18 protein-coding genes and 2 pseudogenes are annotated in these 18,335 nt (G+C 36.9%); 7 read left to right on the forward strand and 13 right to left on the reverse strand.

Features of this window, described 5'->3' with window-relative positions:
• Positions 1-99: 99 nt before the first annotated feature.
• The 3 genes and pseudogenes from ACE1MS_RS21200 to ACE1MS_RS21210 form a co-directional block, all read right to left on the reverse strand.
• Positions 100-614 (reverse strand): annotated as a pseudogene (locus ACE1MS_RS21200) (histidine phosphatase family protein).
• Positions 614-1,492 (reverse strand): DMT family transporter, encoded by an 879-nt coding sequence (locus ACE1MS_RS21205; protein WP_200990718.1) that lies wholly within the window; start codon positions 1,490-1,492, stop codon positions 614-616. The pseudogene ACE1MS_RS21200 and the gene ACE1MS_RS21205 overlap by 1 nt, the downstream one beginning before the upstream one ends.
• Positions 1,479-2,402 carry a DMT family transporter gene (locus tag ACE1MS_RS21210; protein WP_036162410.1) on the reverse strand — a complete coding sequence of 308 codons (924 nt, stop codon included), beginning with the start codon at positions 2,400-2,402 and terminating at the stop codon, positions 1,479-1,481. The genes ACE1MS_RS21205 and ACE1MS_RS21210 overlap by 14 nt, the downstream gene beginning before the upstream one ends.
• A gap of 118 nt (positions 2,403-2,520) precedes the next feature.
• On the opposite strand from ACE1MS_RS21210, the gene ACE1MS_RS21215 reads away from it, so the two are divergent.
• Both ACE1MS_RS21215 and ACE1MS_RS21220 read left to right on the forward strand, forming a co-directional pair.
• Positions 2,521-3,858, forward strand: coding sequence for an aminotransferase-like domain-containing protein (locus tag ACE1MS_RS21215; protein WP_447402603.1), 1,338 nt, complete (start codon positions 2,521-2,523; stop codon positions 3,856-3,858).
• 74 nt (positions 3,859-3,932) lie between these two features.
• The gene (locus ACE1MS_RS21220; RefSeq protein WP_031416620.1) at positions 3,933-4,175 is read left to right on the forward strand and encodes a hypothetical protein; all 243 of its coding nucleotides are present in this window, start codon (positions 3,933-3,935) and stop codon (positions 4,173-4,175) included.
• A 49-nt stretch (positions 4,176-4,224) separates the two neighbouring features.
• On the opposite strand, the gene ACE1MS_RS21225 is transcribed toward ACE1MS_RS21220, so the two are convergent.
• From ACE1MS_RS21225 to ACE1MS_RS21260, 8 genes are all read right to left on the reverse strand, one after another.
• Positions 4,225-4,383 carry a DUF1540 domain-containing protein gene (locus ACE1MS_RS21225; RefSeq protein WP_004231699.1) on the reverse strand — a complete coding sequence of 53 codons (159 nt, stop codon included), beginning with the start codon at positions 4,381-4,383 and terminating at the stop codon, positions 4,225-4,227.
• 103 nt (positions 4,384-4,486) lie between these two features.
• On the reverse strand, positions 4,487-5,371 hold the full coding sequence (locus ACE1MS_RS21230) for a helix-turn-helix domain-containing protein (protein WP_012295945.1): 885 nt from the start codon (positions 5,369-5,371) through the stop codon (positions 4,487-4,489).
• A gap of 68 nt (positions 5,372-5,439) precedes the next feature.
• On the reverse strand, positions 5,440-6,699 hold the full coding sequence (locus ACE1MS_RS21235; RefSeq protein ID WP_031416623.1) for an erythromycin esterase family protein: 1,260 nt from the start codon (positions 6,697-6,699) through the stop codon (positions 5,440-5,442).
• Between the two features lie 19 nt (positions 6,700-6,718).
• Positions 6,719-7,456: an ABC transporter permease gene (locus ACE1MS_RS21240; protein WP_031416624.1), complete on the reverse strand. Its 738-nt coding sequence runs from the start codon at positions 7,454-7,456 to the stop codon at positions 6,719-6,721.
• A complete protein-coding gene (locus ACE1MS_RS21245; protein ID WP_031416625.1) occupies positions 7,456-8,166 on the reverse strand; it encodes an ABC transporter permease in 711 nt (236 codons plus the stop codon). The genes ACE1MS_RS21240 and ACE1MS_RS21245 overlap by 1 nt, the downstream gene beginning before the upstream one ends.
• The gene (locus ACE1MS_RS21250; protein WP_031416626.1) at positions 8,163-9,074 is read right to left on the reverse strand and encodes an ABC transporter ATP-binding protein; all 912 of its coding nucleotides are present in this window, start codon (positions 9,072-9,074) and stop codon (positions 8,163-8,165) included. Before ACE1MS_RS21250 ends, ACE1MS_RS21245 begins: the two co-directional genes overlap by 4 nt.
• A gap of 100 nt (positions 9,075-9,174) precedes the next feature.
• Positions 9,175-10,557 carry a histidine kinase dimerization/phospho-acceptor domain-containing protein gene (locus tag ACE1MS_RS21255; protein WP_447402604.1) on the reverse strand — a complete coding sequence of 461 codons (1,383 nt, stop codon included), beginning with the start codon at positions 10,555-10,557 and terminating at the stop codon, positions 9,175-9,177.
• On the reverse strand, positions 10,554-11,222 hold the full coding sequence (locus ACE1MS_RS21260; protein WP_036164918.1) for a response regulator transcription factor: 669 nt from the start codon (positions 11,220-11,222) through the stop codon (positions 10,554-10,556). Before ACE1MS_RS21260 ends, ACE1MS_RS21255 begins: the two co-directional genes overlap by 4 nt.
• Before the next feature lie 420 nt (positions 11,223-11,642).
• On the opposite strand from ACE1MS_RS21260, the pseudogene ACE1MS_RS21265 reads away from it, so the two are divergent.
• A pseudogene (locus tag ACE1MS_RS21265) lies at positions 11,643-11,887 on the forward strand (transposase); the annotation flags it as partial.
• A 283-nt stretch (positions 11,888-12,170) separates the two neighbouring features.
• Here the strand turns inward: ACE1MS_RS21265 and ACE1MS_RS21270 are convergent.
• Positions 12,171-12,611 (reverse strand): VOC family protein, encoded by a 441-nt coding sequence (locus ACE1MS_RS21270; protein ID WP_012295953.1) that lies wholly within the window; start codon positions 12,609-12,611, stop codon positions 12,171-12,173.
• Between the two features lie 349 nt (positions 12,612-12,960).
• Here ACE1MS_RS21270 and ACE1MS_RS21275 point away from each other — a divergent pair, with 349 nt between their 5' ends.
• Positions 12,961-13,806, forward strand: a complete 846-nt coding sequence (locus ACE1MS_RS21275) for an aldo/keto reductase (protein WP_036164948.1) — start codon at positions 12,961-12,963, stop codon at positions 13,804-13,806.
• Between the two features lie 53 nt (positions 13,807-13,859).
• On the opposite strand, the gene ACE1MS_RS21280 is transcribed toward ACE1MS_RS21275, so the two are convergent.
• Positions 13,860-14,243 carry a winged helix-turn-helix transcriptional regulator gene (locus tag ACE1MS_RS21280; protein ID WP_012295955.1) on the reverse strand — a complete coding sequence of 128 codons (384 nt, stop codon included), beginning with the start codon at positions 14,241-14,243 and terminating at the stop codon, positions 13,860-13,862.
• Between the two features lie 110 nt (positions 14,244-14,353).
• On the opposite strand from ACE1MS_RS21280, the gene ACE1MS_RS21285 reads away from it, so the two are divergent.
• From ACE1MS_RS21285 to ACE1MS_RS21295, 3 genes are all read left to right on the forward strand, one after another.
• Entirely contained in the window at positions 14,354-15,538 is a 1,185-nt protein-coding gene (locus tag ACE1MS_RS21285) for an MFS transporter (protein ID WP_447402605.1), read from the forward strand.
• Positions 15,539-15,700: 162 nt separating this feature from the next.
• A complete protein-coding gene (locus tag ACE1MS_RS21290) occupies positions 15,701-16,651 on the forward strand; it encodes an ABC transporter substrate-binding protein (protein WP_447402606.1) in 951 nt (316 codons plus the stop codon).
• A 78-nt stretch (positions 16,652-16,729) separates the two neighbouring features.
• Positions 16,730-18,301 carry an AraC family transcriptional regulator gene (locus ACE1MS_RS21295; protein ID WP_447402607.1) on the forward strand — a complete coding sequence of 524 codons (1,572 nt, stop codon included), beginning with the start codon at positions 16,730-16,732 and terminating at the stop codon, positions 18,299-18,301.
• Positions 18,302-18,335: the final 34 nt, after the last annotated feature.

An 18,335-nucleotide genomic window follows, 5' to 3' on the forward strand; every position in this document is an offset into this window, starting at 1 on the left:
AGCGAAGCAACGGCAGAAGGCTTTCCTACTGTGGATTCCATACCCGTTCTATTACGATGTTATTGTGCTTTACCTGTAATACAAAAACATCTGGATTACTTAAATCTTTCCAACATTGAAAATCAATATCTTTATTATAATGTTTCCATGACTCACTAGTAAGGTATTTTCAACATTTCGAGCAATAGCCTCCTCTACAACATTCACAATGCGGTCCATTGCTTCTTTGCTGGATTCTCCCCCATCAAATGATAAGTCCATATCCATAAATGTTGCCTGTAATTTTTCGTACCAATCTGGCAAATCTTTTGTACTTAAAAGTCGTTCAGACAATCGATGATCTATTTCAATTTGAATACCTTTTTCTTTACTGATAGCTTCAATGGATTGGACTGCGCGTAAAAGGGGCTTGAGAAAATTCGATGAATGGTAGTATCTTTGAAAAAATCAGCTAAGCTTTCTGCTTGCCTTATGCCTGTCTGTGTTAAAGGGGCGTCAGGTGATTGCCCTTGTGCAAGACAATGTCTAATGACATAGATATTACTCATAAATGCCTCCCGTCTTGAAAAAGTAGTTTTATTAGAATTGTACGTCATTAAATAATCCCAAATCATTAATTTTCATCATTTGTCTTTTTATGAACAACCCGCTCTTTAGATAATAACAGGGCACAAAGGATAATACATATGCCTACGAATTGTCTGATTTCCAATGTCTCTTTTAGTATAAAATAACCCAATAGTACACCTACTACAGGAACTACATAATTACTAAGAGATGCAAATAAGGCACCCTCTTTTTTTATCAATAAATTATAAAGCATGTAAACAATCCCCGAATGGAAAATCCCCAAAATGGTTACGGCAACAATCTGTATGCCACTCATATTTAGTTGGAATGGCTGTTCAAAGATCATCGCCATTGGTAATAAAATGACCGTGGCTATTCCTAAAACATTTCGCATATGTACGATAGGTGAGCCAGCCCCCAGCTTTTCCATTAATATTAATGATCGTGCAAAGCTCATTGCGGCCAAGAGCAGTAATGCATTGCCAAATACTGTACTTGAACCGTCCATCTCTTGTGTTGGCCATGAAAGAATACTGATTCCCACGAGACCTAATAAAATGCTAATGAGTTGGAACTTACTAACCTTTTTCTTAAAGAAAAAAACGACAAAAATTAACGTGATTATGGGAACCATAGCTATTACAATAGATGCATTACTACTGCTAACATATTTTTGACCTTGTGCAATCAGGACAAATGGAATTACTACTTCAAAAATGGCGATTGCCCAATAGTATTTATTATTCACATGATTGCTGTCCTTTTTCAAAAATATGCTAATGACGCTTAAACAAATGGCACCTATTAGCGCTTTCAACAACGATAAGGTTATTGCACCAACATCATTTGTCACTAGCGCTACAAAGAAAAATTGAGACCCCCATATACAGCTTATTAATAATAAGAGGCTATATTTGCTCATTTTTCGCTACCCTCTTCATGCCGAAATAATTTGTTCCTATAACCCCCATAACAATCATGACTCCCCCGATTAAATGGTACTTCTGGAAGGTTTCATGTAAAAATAAAACACCCGCAAATATAGTAATAAGCGTAGCCAAATTACTAAAAACACTCATTTTAGAGGCCTCTAATATAGATAGAGCATAATTTGATAAATAAGACGTGCCTAGCGAGGATAATAGGCCTAAATATAAAATGGCAATGATAAAGTCAACATGTAGAAATGGCTTATAAAAATCATGGATGGTGCCCTTCATCACATGATCTCCTATAGCTATCCCATTAAAAATAACAAATCCACATAACGTCATGACATAGGTTAATGTCAGTAAAGAATATTGCTTTGTAAGCCTTCTTGCAAAGACGTTATAAATTGATGCTGCAAAAGCTGAAAGCAAAATAAATCCGCTGCCAAAAATATTTCCAGTAGTAGCATTTGCCCCATTCATCATTAGCATATAAATCACACCAAGTACAGAAATCGAGATAGCAACATACTGTCCCCATGTAGCTTTTTCCTTTAACAATAAACTTGCTAGTGCTAATGTAAAAATAGGGATTGTTGCTTGAATAATTCCAGCTTCTGAGGATGAAATTCTAGCAAGCCCAAGCACTTGAAACGTGAAAAAAACTATAGGATACAATAGGGCTAAAGGTAAAATTTTTAATAAATCCTGTTTTTTTATTGTTAGCTTATTTTTCGTAAATACTAGTAAAATAACAATGCCGATGAAAGCAACTGTAAAGCGGTGAGCTAATGTATCAATAGGGCTCGCCACCGACAAAGTAAGTTTCACACATAGGAATGAAAGTCCAATAACAAATGCATACGAAATTGCTGCTATATAGGCTTTTCTTTTTTCTAACATACGATAACGCTCCTTCTCCATCATTTCTGGCCGGTAATGTTATCGTATAAAAAAGAACACACATTGACGATATGAAAAAAACGCATCTGTACCGATACAGGTGTGCTGGAGGTTATATATGCTTAAATATGAATGGATTTATTCACAGCTTTTGACTCAAATACAAACAGGTACTCTTCAATCAGGGGCAAAGCTCCCTTCAATACGCCAGTTATCACTACAATATTCCTGCAGTAAAAGTACTATTTTAACTTCTTTAAAAAAACTTGAGGATCAGCATCTTATCTATGCATTACCGAAAAGCGGCCACTATGTTGTTGACCATCAATTACCCCTTCAGCCACAGGTTCAAGACCATATAGATTTTGCTACCTCCTCACCTAGCTGGCATGCTTTTCCGTACCAAGACTTTCAACATTGCCTCAACAAGGCAATCGATACATACCAAGCAGACCTATTTAGATATGGGACATCACAAGGCTTACCCTCCTTAATAAAAGAGGCAAAAAAACTATTAACAAACTATCAAGTGTTCACTAAAGAAGAAAACATTTTTATCACTTCGGGCGTACAACAATCCCTGTCTTTGCTGAGTATTATGCCATTTCCAAATGGTCGCTCAACAATTTTAGTGGAGCAACCTAATTATCATTTGTATATGGATTATTTGAAAACCTATGGAATTCCTGCCATCGGCATAAAAAGAACAACAGATGGCATTAATTTATATGAGTTAGAGCGCATTTTTAATAGTTATGACATTAAGTTTTTTTACACTATGCCTCGCTTGCACAACCCTCTAGGGACTTCTTATAGCAAACAGGAGAAAGATATGATTCGTCAACTTGCTTATCAATATCATGTATACATTGTTGAGGATGATTATTTAGCGGATTTCGAGCAAAATTCGAAAATAGATCCTATTTATACAGATGATACACAGCAACATGTCATTTATTTAAAAAGTTTCTCTAAAATCATGTTTCCGGGTTTACGTATAGGGCTAGCCGTTTTACCAGAGGTCTTCATTCAAACATTTAGGCAATTTAAAAATACAACTGATATTGATAGCTCAATGATCTCCCAGGCAGCCTTAGAGCTTTACTTAAAAAGTGGTATGTTTGAACGTTATCAAAAGAAGGTCAGCGAGTCTTATGCCATACGTGCTAACAGACTTCAACAATCTATAACAGCCCATTTAGCAAAATTTAAAGCTTCTAAGGAAATCTGTATGCATAGCCATATTATTCTACCAAGACAGGTCAATATCGATAAGCTTATCCAGCACTTGAAACAAAGCAATATACTTTTAGATTCGATTAACCGTAATTATTTAGAGGGATTTTTTCATGAGCGAATGTTGAAATTAAATGTTTCCAATGTGGAAGAGTCAAAAATTGATGTTGGTATAAAGGAAATTTCATTGTCCCTTAATGATCCTAACAATTACTTTTAAAAAAAGTCATTCATGAAACCTACTTATTTTTCATATATTTAGACATCATAAATTGGTTCAATAAGGAGGATTCAATGCACTCTGAGAAATTGCGACTAAGGAAAATTCAGCGTCTTGCATATGAAATTATGGATGAGATGCACCAAGAAAAAGACCACACGGAAATGCATAAATTAATCTCGATCATTGATAACTTGTCGCGGGCAATTGGTGATTTAACAGATTCGGTGGGTAAGTACTCCTTGGATTACGTAGAGGAAAAAGTAAACAATGCACATGAACTTTTATTTAATAAAGAAAAGGTCGATGCTTATTAATAAAGACAGGGAAAAAGGGTAACCATATAAGTGGCTACCCTTTTTTGCATTAATGCGTTTCAGGTTCAAAAGTTTTACAGTCAGTTTCCTCACTGTTGGAAGCATGTTGTCCCTTCTGGCTGACAACATAAATTTTTTCTGCTGTGCATTTGTTTCCAGAATCCCAAAATGTGCAGTTATTGACTTCACAAAGAATTTCTTGTGCCATCGTTTCACACCTCCTCTTTGTTAGCTTTAACAAATTAGAGATAAACAATACGTTGTTCAACAAAGTCCATTCTCGGTTCACACGTGAGTGTAGCGTATCCAATTCACTCCATGCTAAAGTCTAAATTAGCTGGTTGTTTCGGTAAACGTTCCTGCGAAAGCATATTGGTTGTGGGTACCCAATTGTTGACTTCTTCAAAGCGGAAACCATCTGCCCACACTTTTCCTGAGCCGATTAACAACACACCAAAATAAATGGAATCACCTTCCTCGGGTACATCTAGAACAATAGAATAATGATTCCATTCAGTAGTTCCTGTCACAGAGCGCTGATCCATATTATCAAATTGAATCGTATCACCCGTACCATTATCTATACGCATCCACGCCCCACATTTTGTAGCTTCAGCCGTTTTTAAGTAACATGACATTTTCAGCCTCTTGCCTTTATAGTCAGCTGCCTGAAATCCTTGCATCATCGTAGCAAATTGCCCATTATTTGCTGATGCATTGGTGGAAAATAATACACCACTGCGCTTTCCTGAATGAAATACCTTATCATCCGTATGAAATTGATATAATTCTGGATTTGCGCCGCTCAGCATCCATCCCTTAACCTGTTCATTTAATTCCATCAACTTTTCCTCCTCCATCATAGCTAATGATTGCATCAATTTTCGGTACTTTCCTGGTGGTAAAGCATACACTTCTTTAAAAGCTCTTGTAAAAGCCTCTTGAGATTGAAACTGAAATTTAAAGGCAATCGTTATGATTGATGCATTGGAGTATATTAAACAACTGGCAGCCACAGCTAATCGCCGCATCCGAATATATTCACCAATCGTAAGCCCTGTTTCTTGTTTAAAGATTCGACTTAGATGGAACTTCGAATAGCCCGTAATACTCGGCATAAACTCAAGTTCTATTTCTTCCATCAATTGCTCCTCGATATAAGTAATAATCCTTTGTGTTGCCTGACTATACTCCATATTTCTCACCTCACTTTTATCATAATGGAGAAGAACAAAGATTTTTTGATGGAGATTGCTATATTTAACTAATCGGTTACTTTGGTTGGTGTCGCTTCCTGCACAATTATTAGACCATCATATGCGTCTGCTGGTGTCATTTTAATGGTATAGAGCATTTTTGTAAGCTTATACCAAGGACGAAAATCATCGCCTATATTGCCCATTCTTTGCTCCTTTGTAAGGATATTTGATAGCTCTTCTGATTGACTAGCATTTTCAAAATCCACATAAAAGATGTTGTCATGGATATCACTAAAGGCATCCACTAGAGCGTTATGATGTTCTATCGTATACTCCTTACGTTCACCAGACCCATTCGGTGCTTGGAATGTATTTGTCACAAAATCCGTACCAATGGCAAAGTACTGATCTTTATAGTACTCATTTAAATATTGTCCCATCGACTTATAACCTGCCATTGTAGCAGACGTTTTATCTATATGGCCATTATGACCAGACATCAATACTTTATCATGGCCCTTCGTCGTCTCGAAATCAACAATCCATTGTAAATTTTGAGCTAAGTATTCATCACGTAAATTCATGTAATTACCATCGTTTAAAAACAATTGCGTACGTTGCTTTAAAATTTGTGCATATTGCGCCGCAAAAGAGAAGGCATCCTTTGATGACTTTTTCTCATAGGCTTCCTTGTTTGATTGTAAATCTTTGATGATGGCATCAATTGTTTTATCTAGCTCTACTAACTGGCTATTCGATAAATCTCTCATTGTTTTGTTGGACACATGTTCAAGCTGAGCCGTATATTGCTTAGCTGTTTCAGCATCGACATCCCCATAATAATCAAGTAAGCCCTTTTTGCTATCATCATAGCGCTGCATATCATTACCATAAAAATAAATTTTATCTTCTTCCTTGACTGTTAGGTTATAGTCATGCATCCATTGCACAAAGTCCACCATTTGTTCAGTTTGATAAATGCCGTAATCCAGTGCTTTAATAGCATCTTGCGCCGTGCCAACACTATTGACAATAAATTGATTTATTTGTTGGGCTCCTCCAAAATCCCCCTCTAAAACAAAGACACGAACATTTTCATTCTTCATCATTGCTTCAAATAGATCCTTTTTTAAGGCTTGGAATTCCACATTTCCGTGTGTTGCCTCTCCAAAGCCAATAACTTTTACATCATCAGGTATAGTAATATCTTTTATTTCACTACTATATTGAGAGGCATCTTTGACAGCCGCCCCCTGTCCACAGCCAGCTAAAACTGCTAGTAGTATACATGTAGTTAATATTCTCAAACTTCGTTTCATTTTCATGTCAATTCTCCCCTTTAGGTTAAATGGCTTTTCGTTGGAAGTAGAAATACCCACCAAGAAAAAATAGGATGAAGCCACCACCGACAACTGTTAACAATTGCTCCCATGGCACAAAAAATACATCGTCTGTACTTCCACCAATATACATCATCGAAAAGGGCTGTGCCCATGGATAGTAAGGTCCAATACGTTCAGAATTAATAGCAAAAATAGAGGGTAAGGTAAATACCACATTGACTGCAAAAGGAGCAGCAAAACTTTTAAACATTATCGACATCCATAATTGAAGGGCTACTAAAGGCAATGTCGCTACCCATCCTCCCACAATGCTTTTCCATACAATCTCCATTGGAAAAGGATCCGTATACCCCTTTATCATCCCTACAGCAAAAACTGAACATAGATACAGTAGCTGCATCGCCATAACAAGCAGTACGATTAACACATATTTAGCTACAAATACTTTCCCCCTCGTTACAGGCAATGCTAATAGCTGCTTCCAGCCACCAGAATGATGTTCGTACCTACAAATGAGGCTAGCCAAAACCCCCGTAATAAGTGGTAAGAATAATAAAGCATATGTTAAATTCATGGAGAACAACGCAATATACCATTCATTGATTGATACCCCTGACATATTATCCTCTAAATTGGCTGATAATCCGATAAATAGCCCAATAATGGGTCCTGCTAAGATAATTGGTACCATTTTTGATTTTCGTAATTTAAACCATTCAGCTCGCAGTATAGCCGTCATTATTTCACGTCCCTTCTTGCAAAATCAATCATGCCAGCAATATAGAGTAAGATACCAATCCCCACTCCTAACATGACATTGATGATCGGCTCATCCCATTGATTCATCAATGATGGCCACTTCCATATCATCCAATCCGGTAAAACATAGGAAGAATAGGAAAAAATCACTCCGAAAATTCCTACAGTAATCGAGATACCTTGGTTATGACAAACACTAGCAATCCACAGCTGAAGAGCTAGTATTGGTAATGCTGCAAGAGCTGGGAAGTAACTATACTTGGCGAGCTCTAAGTAAGGGACCGTTTCACCTAAGCTTAAAATTAGTCCGTAACTCAGTGTAAAAATCATTAATAGTGTTGAAGACAAAAATAACAGAATCGTTAATACTGTAAATTTAGATAAATACACGGATAGCTTTGAAACAGGTAAAGCGATGAGCTGTTTCCACGCATTTGTCTCGTTTTCTATACTCGCCATGAATGACGTTAGGATAGCAATACCTAATACAACTGCCAACGGTGTAAAGGAATGAATGTTCAGTAAAAAATAACCCCAATCATTCTCGCTCTGCTGTAAAAGATAGTCTTTCCTCACACCGTAATTGACCATTTGCAGAGCAACTACGCCAACGGGACCTAAAAGCGTTAAAAACCATATACCTTTCCGTTTGATCTTTAAAAATTCAGCAATTAATAGTTTACTCATCATAACTTTAGCTCTCCCGCCGTCATTTGCAGGAATATATCCTCCAATGAGCGTTTTTCTTCCTCTACTCGAAATACTGAAATCCCTTCCTGAACCAGGACCTGAACAATATGTGCTACTTTCTCGTCAGAACATTCCTCTAAGAAAATGACGTCATCCTGATAGTTTGCCTTAATGCCATTTGCTAAAAGGGAACGCCATCCTTTTTCACCATTGCTCACTTTAAAAGTAACCTTTGGTTGTGCAAATTTACGCATTCCCTCAATGGAATCTTGAAAAATCAATGTCCCCTTAGAAACAATACCTACCTGTGTAGCCATTTGATCGATTTCTGATAATAAATGACTGGAAATAATAATGGTCATCCCGTATTCCTTTGGTAGTCTTTTAATTAAATTGCGAATTTCAATAATACCTGAAGGGTCGAGACCATTCGTTGGTTCGTCTAAAATGAGTAGCTCCGGGTTGTGCAGTAAAGCAGCAGCAATACCAAGGCGTTGTTTCATTCCTAGTGAAAAGCCCTTTACTTTCTTATTTGCAGCTTCCTTCAAACGAACAGTTTGCAGAACTTCATCGATTCTGGTTTTTGGAACACCTAGTATTTTTCGTAGTGCCTCCAAGTTCTCATAGGCCGTCAAATGTGGGTAGTAAGATGGATTTTCAACTAATGAACCTACATTCGCTAATATTTGAATACGATCCTTCACTATGTCCTTTTGAAAAATTTTTATTGTTCCTGAGGATGGCTTCATTAGACCAAGAAGCATACGAATCGTTGTTGTTTTCCCCGCTCCATTAGGCCCTAAAAACCCATAAATTTCACCTTTGCGTATTTGCAAATTTATATTTGATACAGCTTGTTCTTTTCCAAAGTTTTTTGATAAGTTTTGTGTTTGTACGATATATTCCAATCTCCTCACCTCTTTAACTATCATAAGAATAGAAGTTTAAAAACAGGTAAGGGCTAAGTTTAAATTTTGTTTAAAAAAGACTAAAAAAATCTGCGAGCCTTTACAGACCAAGCTTCGCAGATGGATTTACATGTTTTATTATAATTTTTGTACCCGATGGATCCGAACAAATATCCCAATCTAAATGCATGCCCTTTACCATAACATCTACAATTGATAAACCTATTCCTGCACCCTTTGCATTTGATTCATTTTTCATACCATTTCCATGATCCTCAATAATAAATGCCGTATAACTCGCTGTCGACTCTGTTTTCACACCTATGTATTTCCCGCTATTGGCGTGTCGTAGTACATTTTGGAAGAGGTTATCCAGTATACGGCCTAACCAAATGGGGTCTATATACCATTCATGATGCTCAAATGCTTGTAGCTCAATATCAATGGCAAAGCCTTCTCGTTCAAAAACGGGATACCAGGTCGTCAGGTGCTCTCGTACAAAACGAATAACATTGATTTCTTTCGGTTCAAATTTATATTTACTTGACATGAGCAATGTGTAGGACATTAAATTTTCGATTAAAGCATCAATATTCACTATAGATGTTTCCATCGCTCGTAATGCATGCGTACCTTCCTCTGACAATGCTTCTTTACTAATTGAGTAGGATTGAGCTCTTACCTTTGTTAAAGGTGTTCGCAAATCATGTGAGAGATTCGCAATCAGCTCCCGTCTTAGTTGCTCTTCTTTTTGCTGACGCTGTTTGCTTTCTCTCAGCTCACAAACCATCCTATTAAAACTATGCTCCAGTTGCCCAATTTCGTCTTTCTTTTTCACATGGATTTCAATAGGTAAACCATCTACATCCCGTATTTCCATGGCATCTTGAAGATGTAAAAGTCTCTTTCGGATTCCTTTGAAAAATAACCAAGATACGACTATGAAAAATAGAATAATGGCTATAACGCCAAGAAATAAGAAGTTACCATAGTTTTCATAAATATTGATAAGTGGCGGATTAAATACGTTCCTTGGAACTTCTAAAACAATAAAGCCATTGGATACATCATCGCCCAAGAAGGAAATAACTGTAAATGGGTCTTCCCCATACCGCTGTTTTATGAATTTAGTAGTAAATGCGGGTGTCCACTTTGCTGGAAGCTCCTCCTGAACATTTACTGTAGTCAATAATGTCCCATCCTCACTTACCCAGAACATAGAAGCCGAAGGTAATTGCTCTTGCCACTTTTGAAAAAGCTGGGTAATGGCATCATTTGATACATTGCTTATATTTTTAGATTGTGCATGCCATTGTTTCTCGATTTCACTTTCCAAAAGTACCTCACTAGAAAACTCGCCCACCCCAGTCTTTGTAATTCCTAATACAAACATGGCTGTTACCATATAAGAAATTTGAACAATTGATAAGGCTAATATGATGATCAACATATATTTAGCTTGTAATGATTGGAAGAATTTCATAGTTTCACCCTATAACCAATCCCTCGAATCGTTTCAATAATCGTTGGCTTTGCGGGATTTATTTCTATCTTTTCTCTTAAATATCGAATATGTACCATCAATGTTTTATCACCTTCGATATAGCTCTCACCCCAAACCCCCTCATAAAGTTGCTCTTTCGTTAAAATTTGATTGAGATGGCGAATGAAATACTGTAAAAGATAAAACTGTTTACCCGTCAAGAGAATTTCTTCTTCAGTCAATGTATTCATTATCCTCATATCTTTTGTATACATTTTAAGATGCTGTAGTTCCAACACATCATCATTTTTTTGATATCTTCTTAGTAATACTTCTAGCCTTGCTACTAATTCATCTGGATGGAAAGGCTTTGTTAAGTAATCATCTGCGAAGTTCAAACCTTCTATTTTATCTTCGACTGCCGTTCTAGCAGATAGCATTAAAATCGGCAGTTCTTTATTTTCCCTTTTAATTCTTTTACCGATAGAAAAGCCGTCTAAACCAGGTAACATCACATCCAGTATGGCAATATCCTTTGAGGAAATATGTTGCTCCATACCGTCCCCAGACTCTAACCATGTTACTTCATAGCCCCTCTCAGTTAACTCTTTACTAACCCAATATCCTATTTCCTTTTCATCCTCTATGTATAATATACGAATCATTGTTTCACCCTCCTTATATCTATTCGAAAGCTATCCCAAAATACCATATTTTGCATTATACATTTATCTTAAATTGAAGTACAAGATAAATTCCATACTTGGTTATTATATGGTAATCCCCTACTTATTTTCTTCCTATTTTTTAACGTGAAAGTGAAAAAAACGCAACTTTTTACTAATTTAAAAAAGTTGCATCAGACTGTAGACAAACTCAATGAAATAAAGTAAAGCCGTTGATTTCCACTACGGGCGGACGCTTTCCGCGGGCGGGGTCGAACTGCTTCCCTCGCTTCACTCAGTCCAGGATCTCGACTTTCCCGCTTCTCCCGCTTTTCCCGCTGGAGTCACCGCCCTTCTTTCACATCAACTTCTACATAAAGTACCCCATCTACATAGGTAAATTTTTGGGGTGATAATACATCGAAACCTTTGAATGGTGCGAAGTGTCAAGCCTTTCCCAATGTACAGAAAGTAAGAATCACAAAAAATTCATTCAACGCCATATTGGGGAACTGTATGCGGAGGAAGCTGAACATTTACGCCATTCCTATGACATCAAACAAATTTATGCAAGCGTAAAGAAACGATTGAGCGTGTCTTTGCCGATGCAAAGGAAAAGCAGGGTATGCGATGGACAGCCTAGAGGTCTGAAAAAATTGTCCATGTAGGCGATGCTTACTCTTGCTGCCATGAATTTAAAGAAACTAGCTACTTGGACGTGGCTGGCGGTTTAAAAGAGTTCTTATACTTGAAGAGTCTGTTTTATGGGATATAAAATTACCATTTTTAAACATAATGAAAGAAAAAAAGTGACAAAAGGAATCGAGTGTGAACTTCTCAATTCCTTTTGTCGACAGTCTGACGCAACTTTTTATTAATTAAAAAAGTTGCGTTTTATGTTATAAAATAAAAAATAGACGCTCTTCTTATCTAAATTATCTATATCAATTATTGAATAATCAGCATATCGTTCTCATCGAACTGCCACATATCGCCGTAAGCAATTTCCCAATAGAAGCCATTCGGATCTTGGAAGTAGCCACTATAACCACCCCAAAATACAGTTTCAGGCTCTTTAATAATTTTTGCACCAGCCTTTTTAGCTAATGCAAAAATACTGTCCACCTCTTCTTTTGATTTACCATTATAAGCAAGAGTGATTCCGCCAAAGCCATGGTCAATTTCAGGTGGGTTAGCTTCATTAATATCTTTTGCCAATCTTTCAATTGGAAATAGTGATATTTTTGTCCCACCATTATTAAAGAATATAACATCAGGATTTGTTTCCTCTCCGTAAACTACAACCTCAAAACCTAGACCTTCTCGGTAAAAAGCGAGAGACTTCACCATATCTTTAACACCTAATGTAATTAAATTTAAACGATTCATCTTCAAAACCCCTTTTACAGTATTACTACATATATTCTCCATCGAACAAACATTTCCTTTTACTACTTAAATAAAGCCAAGATTTCCGTCTGTTCATTTTGTAGACAATTATCTTGCCACAACGACTAGTAGATATAGCCAATAAAGGTGCTTACTATTTTATTGGACAACTTCATTTATCTGATATTGAATAAGAGGCTGATGAATATTTTTATCCCTCTAGCCATTGTTAGCTCACAAAAGTTACCTCTACGTTTCTATGACACAAAAAAGTGCGTACTTTTTTTGAAGGTATGTTAGCAGCATAATGAAAAAGCAATAAGCAATCCAAACAATTGGAGGAATCGCAATGATTAATCATTTACAAGATACAATTACATTAAATAACGGTCTTCAAATGCCTGGTATGGGATTAGGTGTTTTTCAAGTAGCAAATGATGCTACTGCTGAAATGGTTAAAAACGCTATAGAAGTTGGCTATCGCAGCCTCGATACTGCCGCTATTTATGGCAATGAAGTAGGTGTCGGGGATGGCATTAAACAGGCGCTAGCATCGACTGGCTTAAATCGTGAAGATCTGTTTATAACATCAAAAGTGTGGAATGATGGATTAAGCTCTGATGAAACGAAGGCTGCCTATGAAGAGAGCCTACAAAAGTTAGGGTTAGATTATTTAGATCTTTACCTGATTCATTGGCCAGGTAAAGATAAGTTTGCTGAATCTTGGAAAGCTCTTGAAGACCTATATAAACAAGGTAAGATCAAAGCCATTGGCGTATGTAATTTCACTGTGGCACACTTGGAAAACTTATTATCATTTGCTCGTATTAAACCTGTTGTGAATCAGGTGGAATTCCACCCACGCTTACAGCAAGCGGAGCTTCGTTCATTCTGTAAAGAGCACCAAATTCAACTTGAAGCATGGGCACCTTTAATGCAAGGTGGGCTTCTTGAAGATGAAACAATTTCTAAAATAGCAGCAAAATACGGAAAATCAAACTCTCAAGTTATTTTGCGTTGGGATGTACAAAATGGCGTGATTACTATTCCTAAATCTGTGCGTAGAGAACGCATGATACAAAACGCCGATATCTTTGACTTTACTTTAACAGAAGCAGAGATGGCTATCATCAATGCGATGAACCTTGAACAACGTGTTGGACCTAATCCTGATGAATATGACTTTGCTCTATAAGCATTAAAAAGGAAAAGAGACTGCCGCGTGTTTGACAGTCTCTTTTTCCCTCATTACGATGTTTGCTGCATAGCTATATCTTCGTCACGTTGTTTTAATAGTACATCTTCGCCTTTATCCTGTAATACTTCAACATGCTTCTCGCCCCAAGTACAAAGCATGTTTAAAATAGGCTCCATTCCTTGTCCATAAGGCGTTAAGGAATATTCAACTTTCGGCGGAACTTGATTGAAGACCTTTCGAAGGATCAATCCAGCTTGCTCTAACTCTCTTAATTGACTAGTGAGCATTTTTTGCGAGATTCCTGGAATTAATCGTCGAAACTCATTTGTGCGAATTTTACCATGGTGGTTTAAATGACAAAGAATGACTGGTTTCCATTTACCACCAATGACTTCAAGTGTAGCTTCTACACCAATATTATAAATTTTTTGCATTGTAAACCCCCCGTAATATTCAAAAGTAACCAAAAGTACTCTACATATCTTTTAGGTATGTATGAATATTACTATACATGATAAAAAAAATCAAAGGAGATATTAGTAGTATGTCACATTCAAAAAAGCCAAGTGCTAAATTAACTTTGCTAGCACTGGCAATCAGTGCTTTTGGAATAGGGTCCACTGAATTTATCAGTGTTGGGCTTTTACCGTTAATGACAGATGACTTCGGTATATCTTTAAGCACAGCCGGCTTAACTGTTTCAATATACGCATTAGGCGTTACTGTTGGAGCTCCATTATTAACAGCCCTAACATCTCGCCTTAGTCGAAAAACTGTTTTATTGCTAGTCATGACAATCTTTATAATTGGGAACTTAACTGCAGCTATGGCACCAAATTTCTCGATTTTATTAATAGGGCGTATTATTTCAGCATTAGCACACGGTGTGTTTATGTCCATCGCTTCTGTCATAGCGGCAGATGTAGTTGAACCAAATAAACGCGCAAGTGCAATTGCCTTTATGTTTACTGGACTTACATTGGCTACTGTGACGGGTGTCCCATTAGGTACATTCATTGGACAAGTAACAGACTGGCGTATGTCATTCATATTTATTGTTACTATAGGGATAATTGGTTTAATAAGTAATGCTTTGTTAGTACCAAGCCAATTATCAAAAGGTAACCCAATCTCTCTTCGTGATATCGGTAAAGTATTAGGCAATATTCGAATGTTATTAATCCTTTTCATTACAGCAATTGGCTATGGTGGTGCCTTTGTGGTCTACACGTATGTTTCACCTATATTAGAGCAATATATGGGTTACTCACCACACGCGGTAGTTATTATATTAGTTGTCTATGGTATTTGCGTTGCTATTGGTAATACACTAGGAGGCCATTTTGCAAATCAAAATCCGCTTCGTTCCATCTTTATTATTTTTGTAGGACTTGCATTAGCTTTACTTGGTATTGGCTTTACTCTTGAATCGCCAATTATTGGGTTATTCATGGTCCTACTAATGGGCTTATTTATGTTCATGAATGTCCCAGGCTTGCAACTATATGCAGTTATACTGTCTGAAAAATATATACCATCAGCTATTTCAATGGCCTCTGCATTAAATATTTCTGCTTTCAATATTGGTATATTTTTAGGTTCCTATATTGGTGGTTTTATTATTCGTCATCAATCATTAGCACAAACGCCTGTATATGGATTCCTTATGGTTATGCTGGCAGCGGTCGTTACACTCCTATGGCTACTTTTTGATAAAAAGAATCAATAGGACTCTAAACTCTTCATTTTGTATAAAAAAGATGTAGAGAATATGTATTGTTTGTTTTTATATGGTATCCTATAATTTATTTGAATCAAACGAGAATGATTATCATTCTAAATTAAGATAAACATTTATCAGTTTTTAGTAAATTTATAGGAGTGAATAGCCATGCGTATCAGTCGATATTTTACATTTGTACTTATTCTTGTACTGCTGTTCGTTTTAAGTGCCTGTGGTTCAAATGAAACACAAACAAGTTCAGAGAGTGTGAATCCAACAAAAGAAGATACGCGAGTTGTAGAGGATGAGTTTGGAGAAGTAACAATTCCAACAAATCCACAGCGAGTAGCAGCCATCTATATGGAAGATTATTTAACTGCCTTAGATGTCAAGCCTATTGTGCAATGGTATCACCCTTCCTGGGGTAAACAAGATTATTTAGGCTTAGACGTACCTGAGTTTGACGTTACAGGTAGTCTAGAAACATTACTTCAAGCTAAGCCTGATTTAATCATTGTAGATGGTGCAGCAGATAAGGCAAAGTATGAAGAATATTCAAAGATTGCACCTACTTATCGCTTAAAAGAAGACATACTACAAGATCCACGTGAAATTGTGAAAACGATAGCTGATGTTTTAAATATCCCTGAGAAAGCGAATGAAATCGTTGATAAATATGAGGAACGTGTTACGAATTTAAAAGCTAAGTTAGAAGAATCCGTTGGTGACGAAACTGTTGCCGTTGTCCGCCTAAATGTGGCAGATAAAACGTTGGCATTATTCGGTATAAAGAATCGCTACACGGGCTACATTTATACGGAAGCTGGTTTAAATCCACATCCATTAGCTCGGGATATGACAGAGTTCCACGAGGTCTTGTCTGAAGAAGCTATTCCAGAATTAGATGCTGATCATATTATACTCTTCCCTTCAAATGGCACTTGGGAAACTGAAGAAAATCAAGAGGCGATTAAATGGTTAGATAGTACGCTTTGGAAAACAGTTCCTGCTGTAAAAAATGGACAAGTTTATATTGCTGATCGAACTTATTGGCAGTCTGGTGCCATTACTGCAAACCTACTAAAATATGATGATCTTGAGAAATGGTTCGTGAAATAATTTACAATAGAAAGCTCTTTAGGGGGCTTTCTTTGTGTTGTTTTCCAAATTTAAACTTTACTTAGGAGTGCGTGGACAATGGGTAATTTAATACAAATCTATCATTTACAAACTATTTCATATACTATTCTTTCAGCAGGTATGCAGTCATATAGCAATACATACTATTCTCTTTTCATCCTTATTAGTGGTAACGGAACACTTAAGACAAACCATGAAACTATCCACCTTATGAAAGGAAAATGTGTGATTATTCCACCTAATAGCCCTGTCGAAATTCACATTGCCGATGAGACACTCTGCTTTTACCAATTGACATTTAATACGATCTATCTTAGTGAAGCTCATTCTCCTACTAGTCTCTTTACAAGTGTTAGAGAACTACGTCTTCTTCCCTTCTCTCAATGCAATAGACTATTAGAAGCTATTTATCGGTGTCGTCAAACAAAAGATGAGCACACTGTTTTTGAGCAGCATGTTCGTTTCCAAGAATTGATATTATTTATTTTTGAGCAAAACCGAACGAAGCCTCTACAACAAAGTGATCGTCAATCTGTAGAGCAATCTATCCAATATTTGCACAACCACTTTGGAAAGGATTGGACTGTCGAACAGCTAGCAGAACTGGCAGGTGTACCAAAATGGAGTTACTCACGCATTTTTAAAGATATTACGGGACAAATACCTCTGTATTATTTAAATAGTATACGTATTGAAAAAGCCAAACAGTTATTAATGACAACGAATGATCGTTTATTTGAAATAAGTCAGTCTATTGGCTTTAATAATGAATACTATTTCAATCGTCGTTTTAAAGAGCATGTAGGTATTTCCCCAGGGCAATTCCGACGAAGTCAGAGCAATAATGTACGCGTATTCGCACCATTCTTAGAGGACTTCTTTGTAGCTTTAGGTATTACGCCCATTGCGCAATTCAGTCATTCCAAGTGGGGAAAACAAGACTATTTAGGTCTACAGGATGTGCCTGATATCGATGTACAGTATGGAAAAATGGAACACCTCTTTCACTATAAACCAACATTAATTATGTTAGATGCTGGTATAGAGCGTTGGGAAACCTGTCTTCATTTAAATAAGTTGGCCCCAATCTGTCACCTAAACAACCCTGGAGAGGACTGGCAATCGACTCTATTTAAAATTGCAGATTTAACAGGGAAAACCGCTATGATGCAAGATATTATTACGGAATATGAGGACAAGGTACAGAGGGCTCGAAAAATTCTAGGTAGATCCGTTTACGGACAAAGTGTGGCATTTCTTCGCATTTCAGCCATTGGCATTACACTGTATGCTGGCCCTGATTGCGGTTATACAGGGCCAATTCTATACCGTGACTTAGGCTTAACGCCTGATCCATTGGTGTGGAAAATACCGCTTAATCAGCGTAAAGCTCATCTGACTTCAAATCAGCTGCAACAACTAGACGCTGATCATTTGTTTATCACCTTCGACAAGCAACACTCCATTTATGAGAATGAAGAGCGTACTATTTTAACATCCTCTATGTGGAAAAACCTAAGGGCTGTTAAAAGAAACTGTGTCTATGAGGTGGATTTTTTAACGTGGATGAATTATGGAATCCTGTCACATAGCAAAAAAATAGATGATGTATTAAACGTTCTTGGCTAAAGAACAAAAGGGAAGCGCTCCATCGCTTCCTTTT

The sequence above is a fragment of the Lysinibacillus sp. fkY74-1 genome, from assembly GCF_053165895.1.

Coding starts and splice junctions, on each gene's coding strand:
- ACE1MS_RS21215 (WP_447402603.1), top strand. CDS start 2,521: ATGCTTAAATATGAATGGATTTATTCACAGCTTTTGACTCAAATACAA.
- ACE1MS_RS21270 (WP_012295953.1), bottom strand. CDS start 12,611: ATGAATCGTTTAAATTTAATTACATTAGGTGTTAAAGATATGGTGAAG.
- ACE1MS_RS21295 (WP_447402607.1), top strand. CDS start 16,730: ATGGGTAATTTAATACAAATCTATCATTTACAAACTATTTCATATACT.
- ACE1MS_RS21220 (WP_031416620.1), top strand. CDS start 3,933: ATGCACTCTGAGAAATTGCGACTAAGGAAAATTCAGCGTCTTGCATAT.
- ACE1MS_RS21245 (WP_031416625.1), bottom strand. CDS start 8,166: ATGATGAGTAAACTATTAATTGCTGAATTTTTAAAGATCAAACGGAAA.
- ACE1MS_RS21290 (WP_447402606.1), top strand. CDS start 15,701: ATGCGTATCAGTCGATATTTTACATTTGTACTTATTCTTGTACTGCTG.
- ACE1MS_RS21255 (WP_447402604.1), bottom strand. CDS start 10,557: ATGAAATTCTTCCAATCATTACAAGCTAAATATATGTTGATCATCATA.
- ACE1MS_RS21230 (WP_012295945.1), bottom strand. CDS start 5,371: ATGGAGTATAGTCAGGCAACACAAAGGATTATTACTTATATCGAGGAG.
- ACE1MS_RS21275 (WP_036164948.1), top strand. CDS start 12,961: ATGATTAATCATTTACAAGATACAATTACATTAAATAACGGTCTTCAA.
- ACE1MS_RS21260 (WP_036164918.1), bottom strand. CDS start 11,222: ATGATTCGTATATTATACATAGAGGATGAAAAGGAAATAGGATATTGG.
- ACE1MS_RS21235 (WP_031416623.1), bottom strand. CDS start 6,699: ATGAAAATGAAACGAAGTTTGAGAATATTAACTACATGTATACTACTA.
- ACE1MS_RS21210 (WP_036162410.1), bottom strand. CDS start 2,402: ATGTTAGAAAAAAGAAAAGCCTATATAGCAGCAATTTCGTATGCATTT.
- ACE1MS_RS21240 (WP_031416624.1), bottom strand. CDS start 7,456: ATGACGGCTATACTGCGAGCTGAATGGTTTAAATTACGAAAATCAAAA.
- ACE1MS_RS21280 (WP_012295955.1), bottom strand. CDS start 14,243: ATGCAAAAAATTTATAATATTGGTGTAGAAGCTACACTTGAAGTCATT.
- ACE1MS_RS21205 (WP_200990718.1), bottom strand. CDS start 1,492: ATGAGCAAATATAGCCTCTTATTATTAATAAGCTGTATATGGGGGTCT.
- ACE1MS_RS21225 (WP_004231699.1), bottom strand. CDS start 4,383: ATGGCACAAGAAATTCTTTGTGAAGTCAATAACTGCACATTTTGGGAT.
- ACE1MS_RS21285 (WP_447402605.1), top strand. CDS start 14,354: ATGTCACATTCAAAAAAGCCAAGTGCTAAATTAACTTTGCTAGCACTG.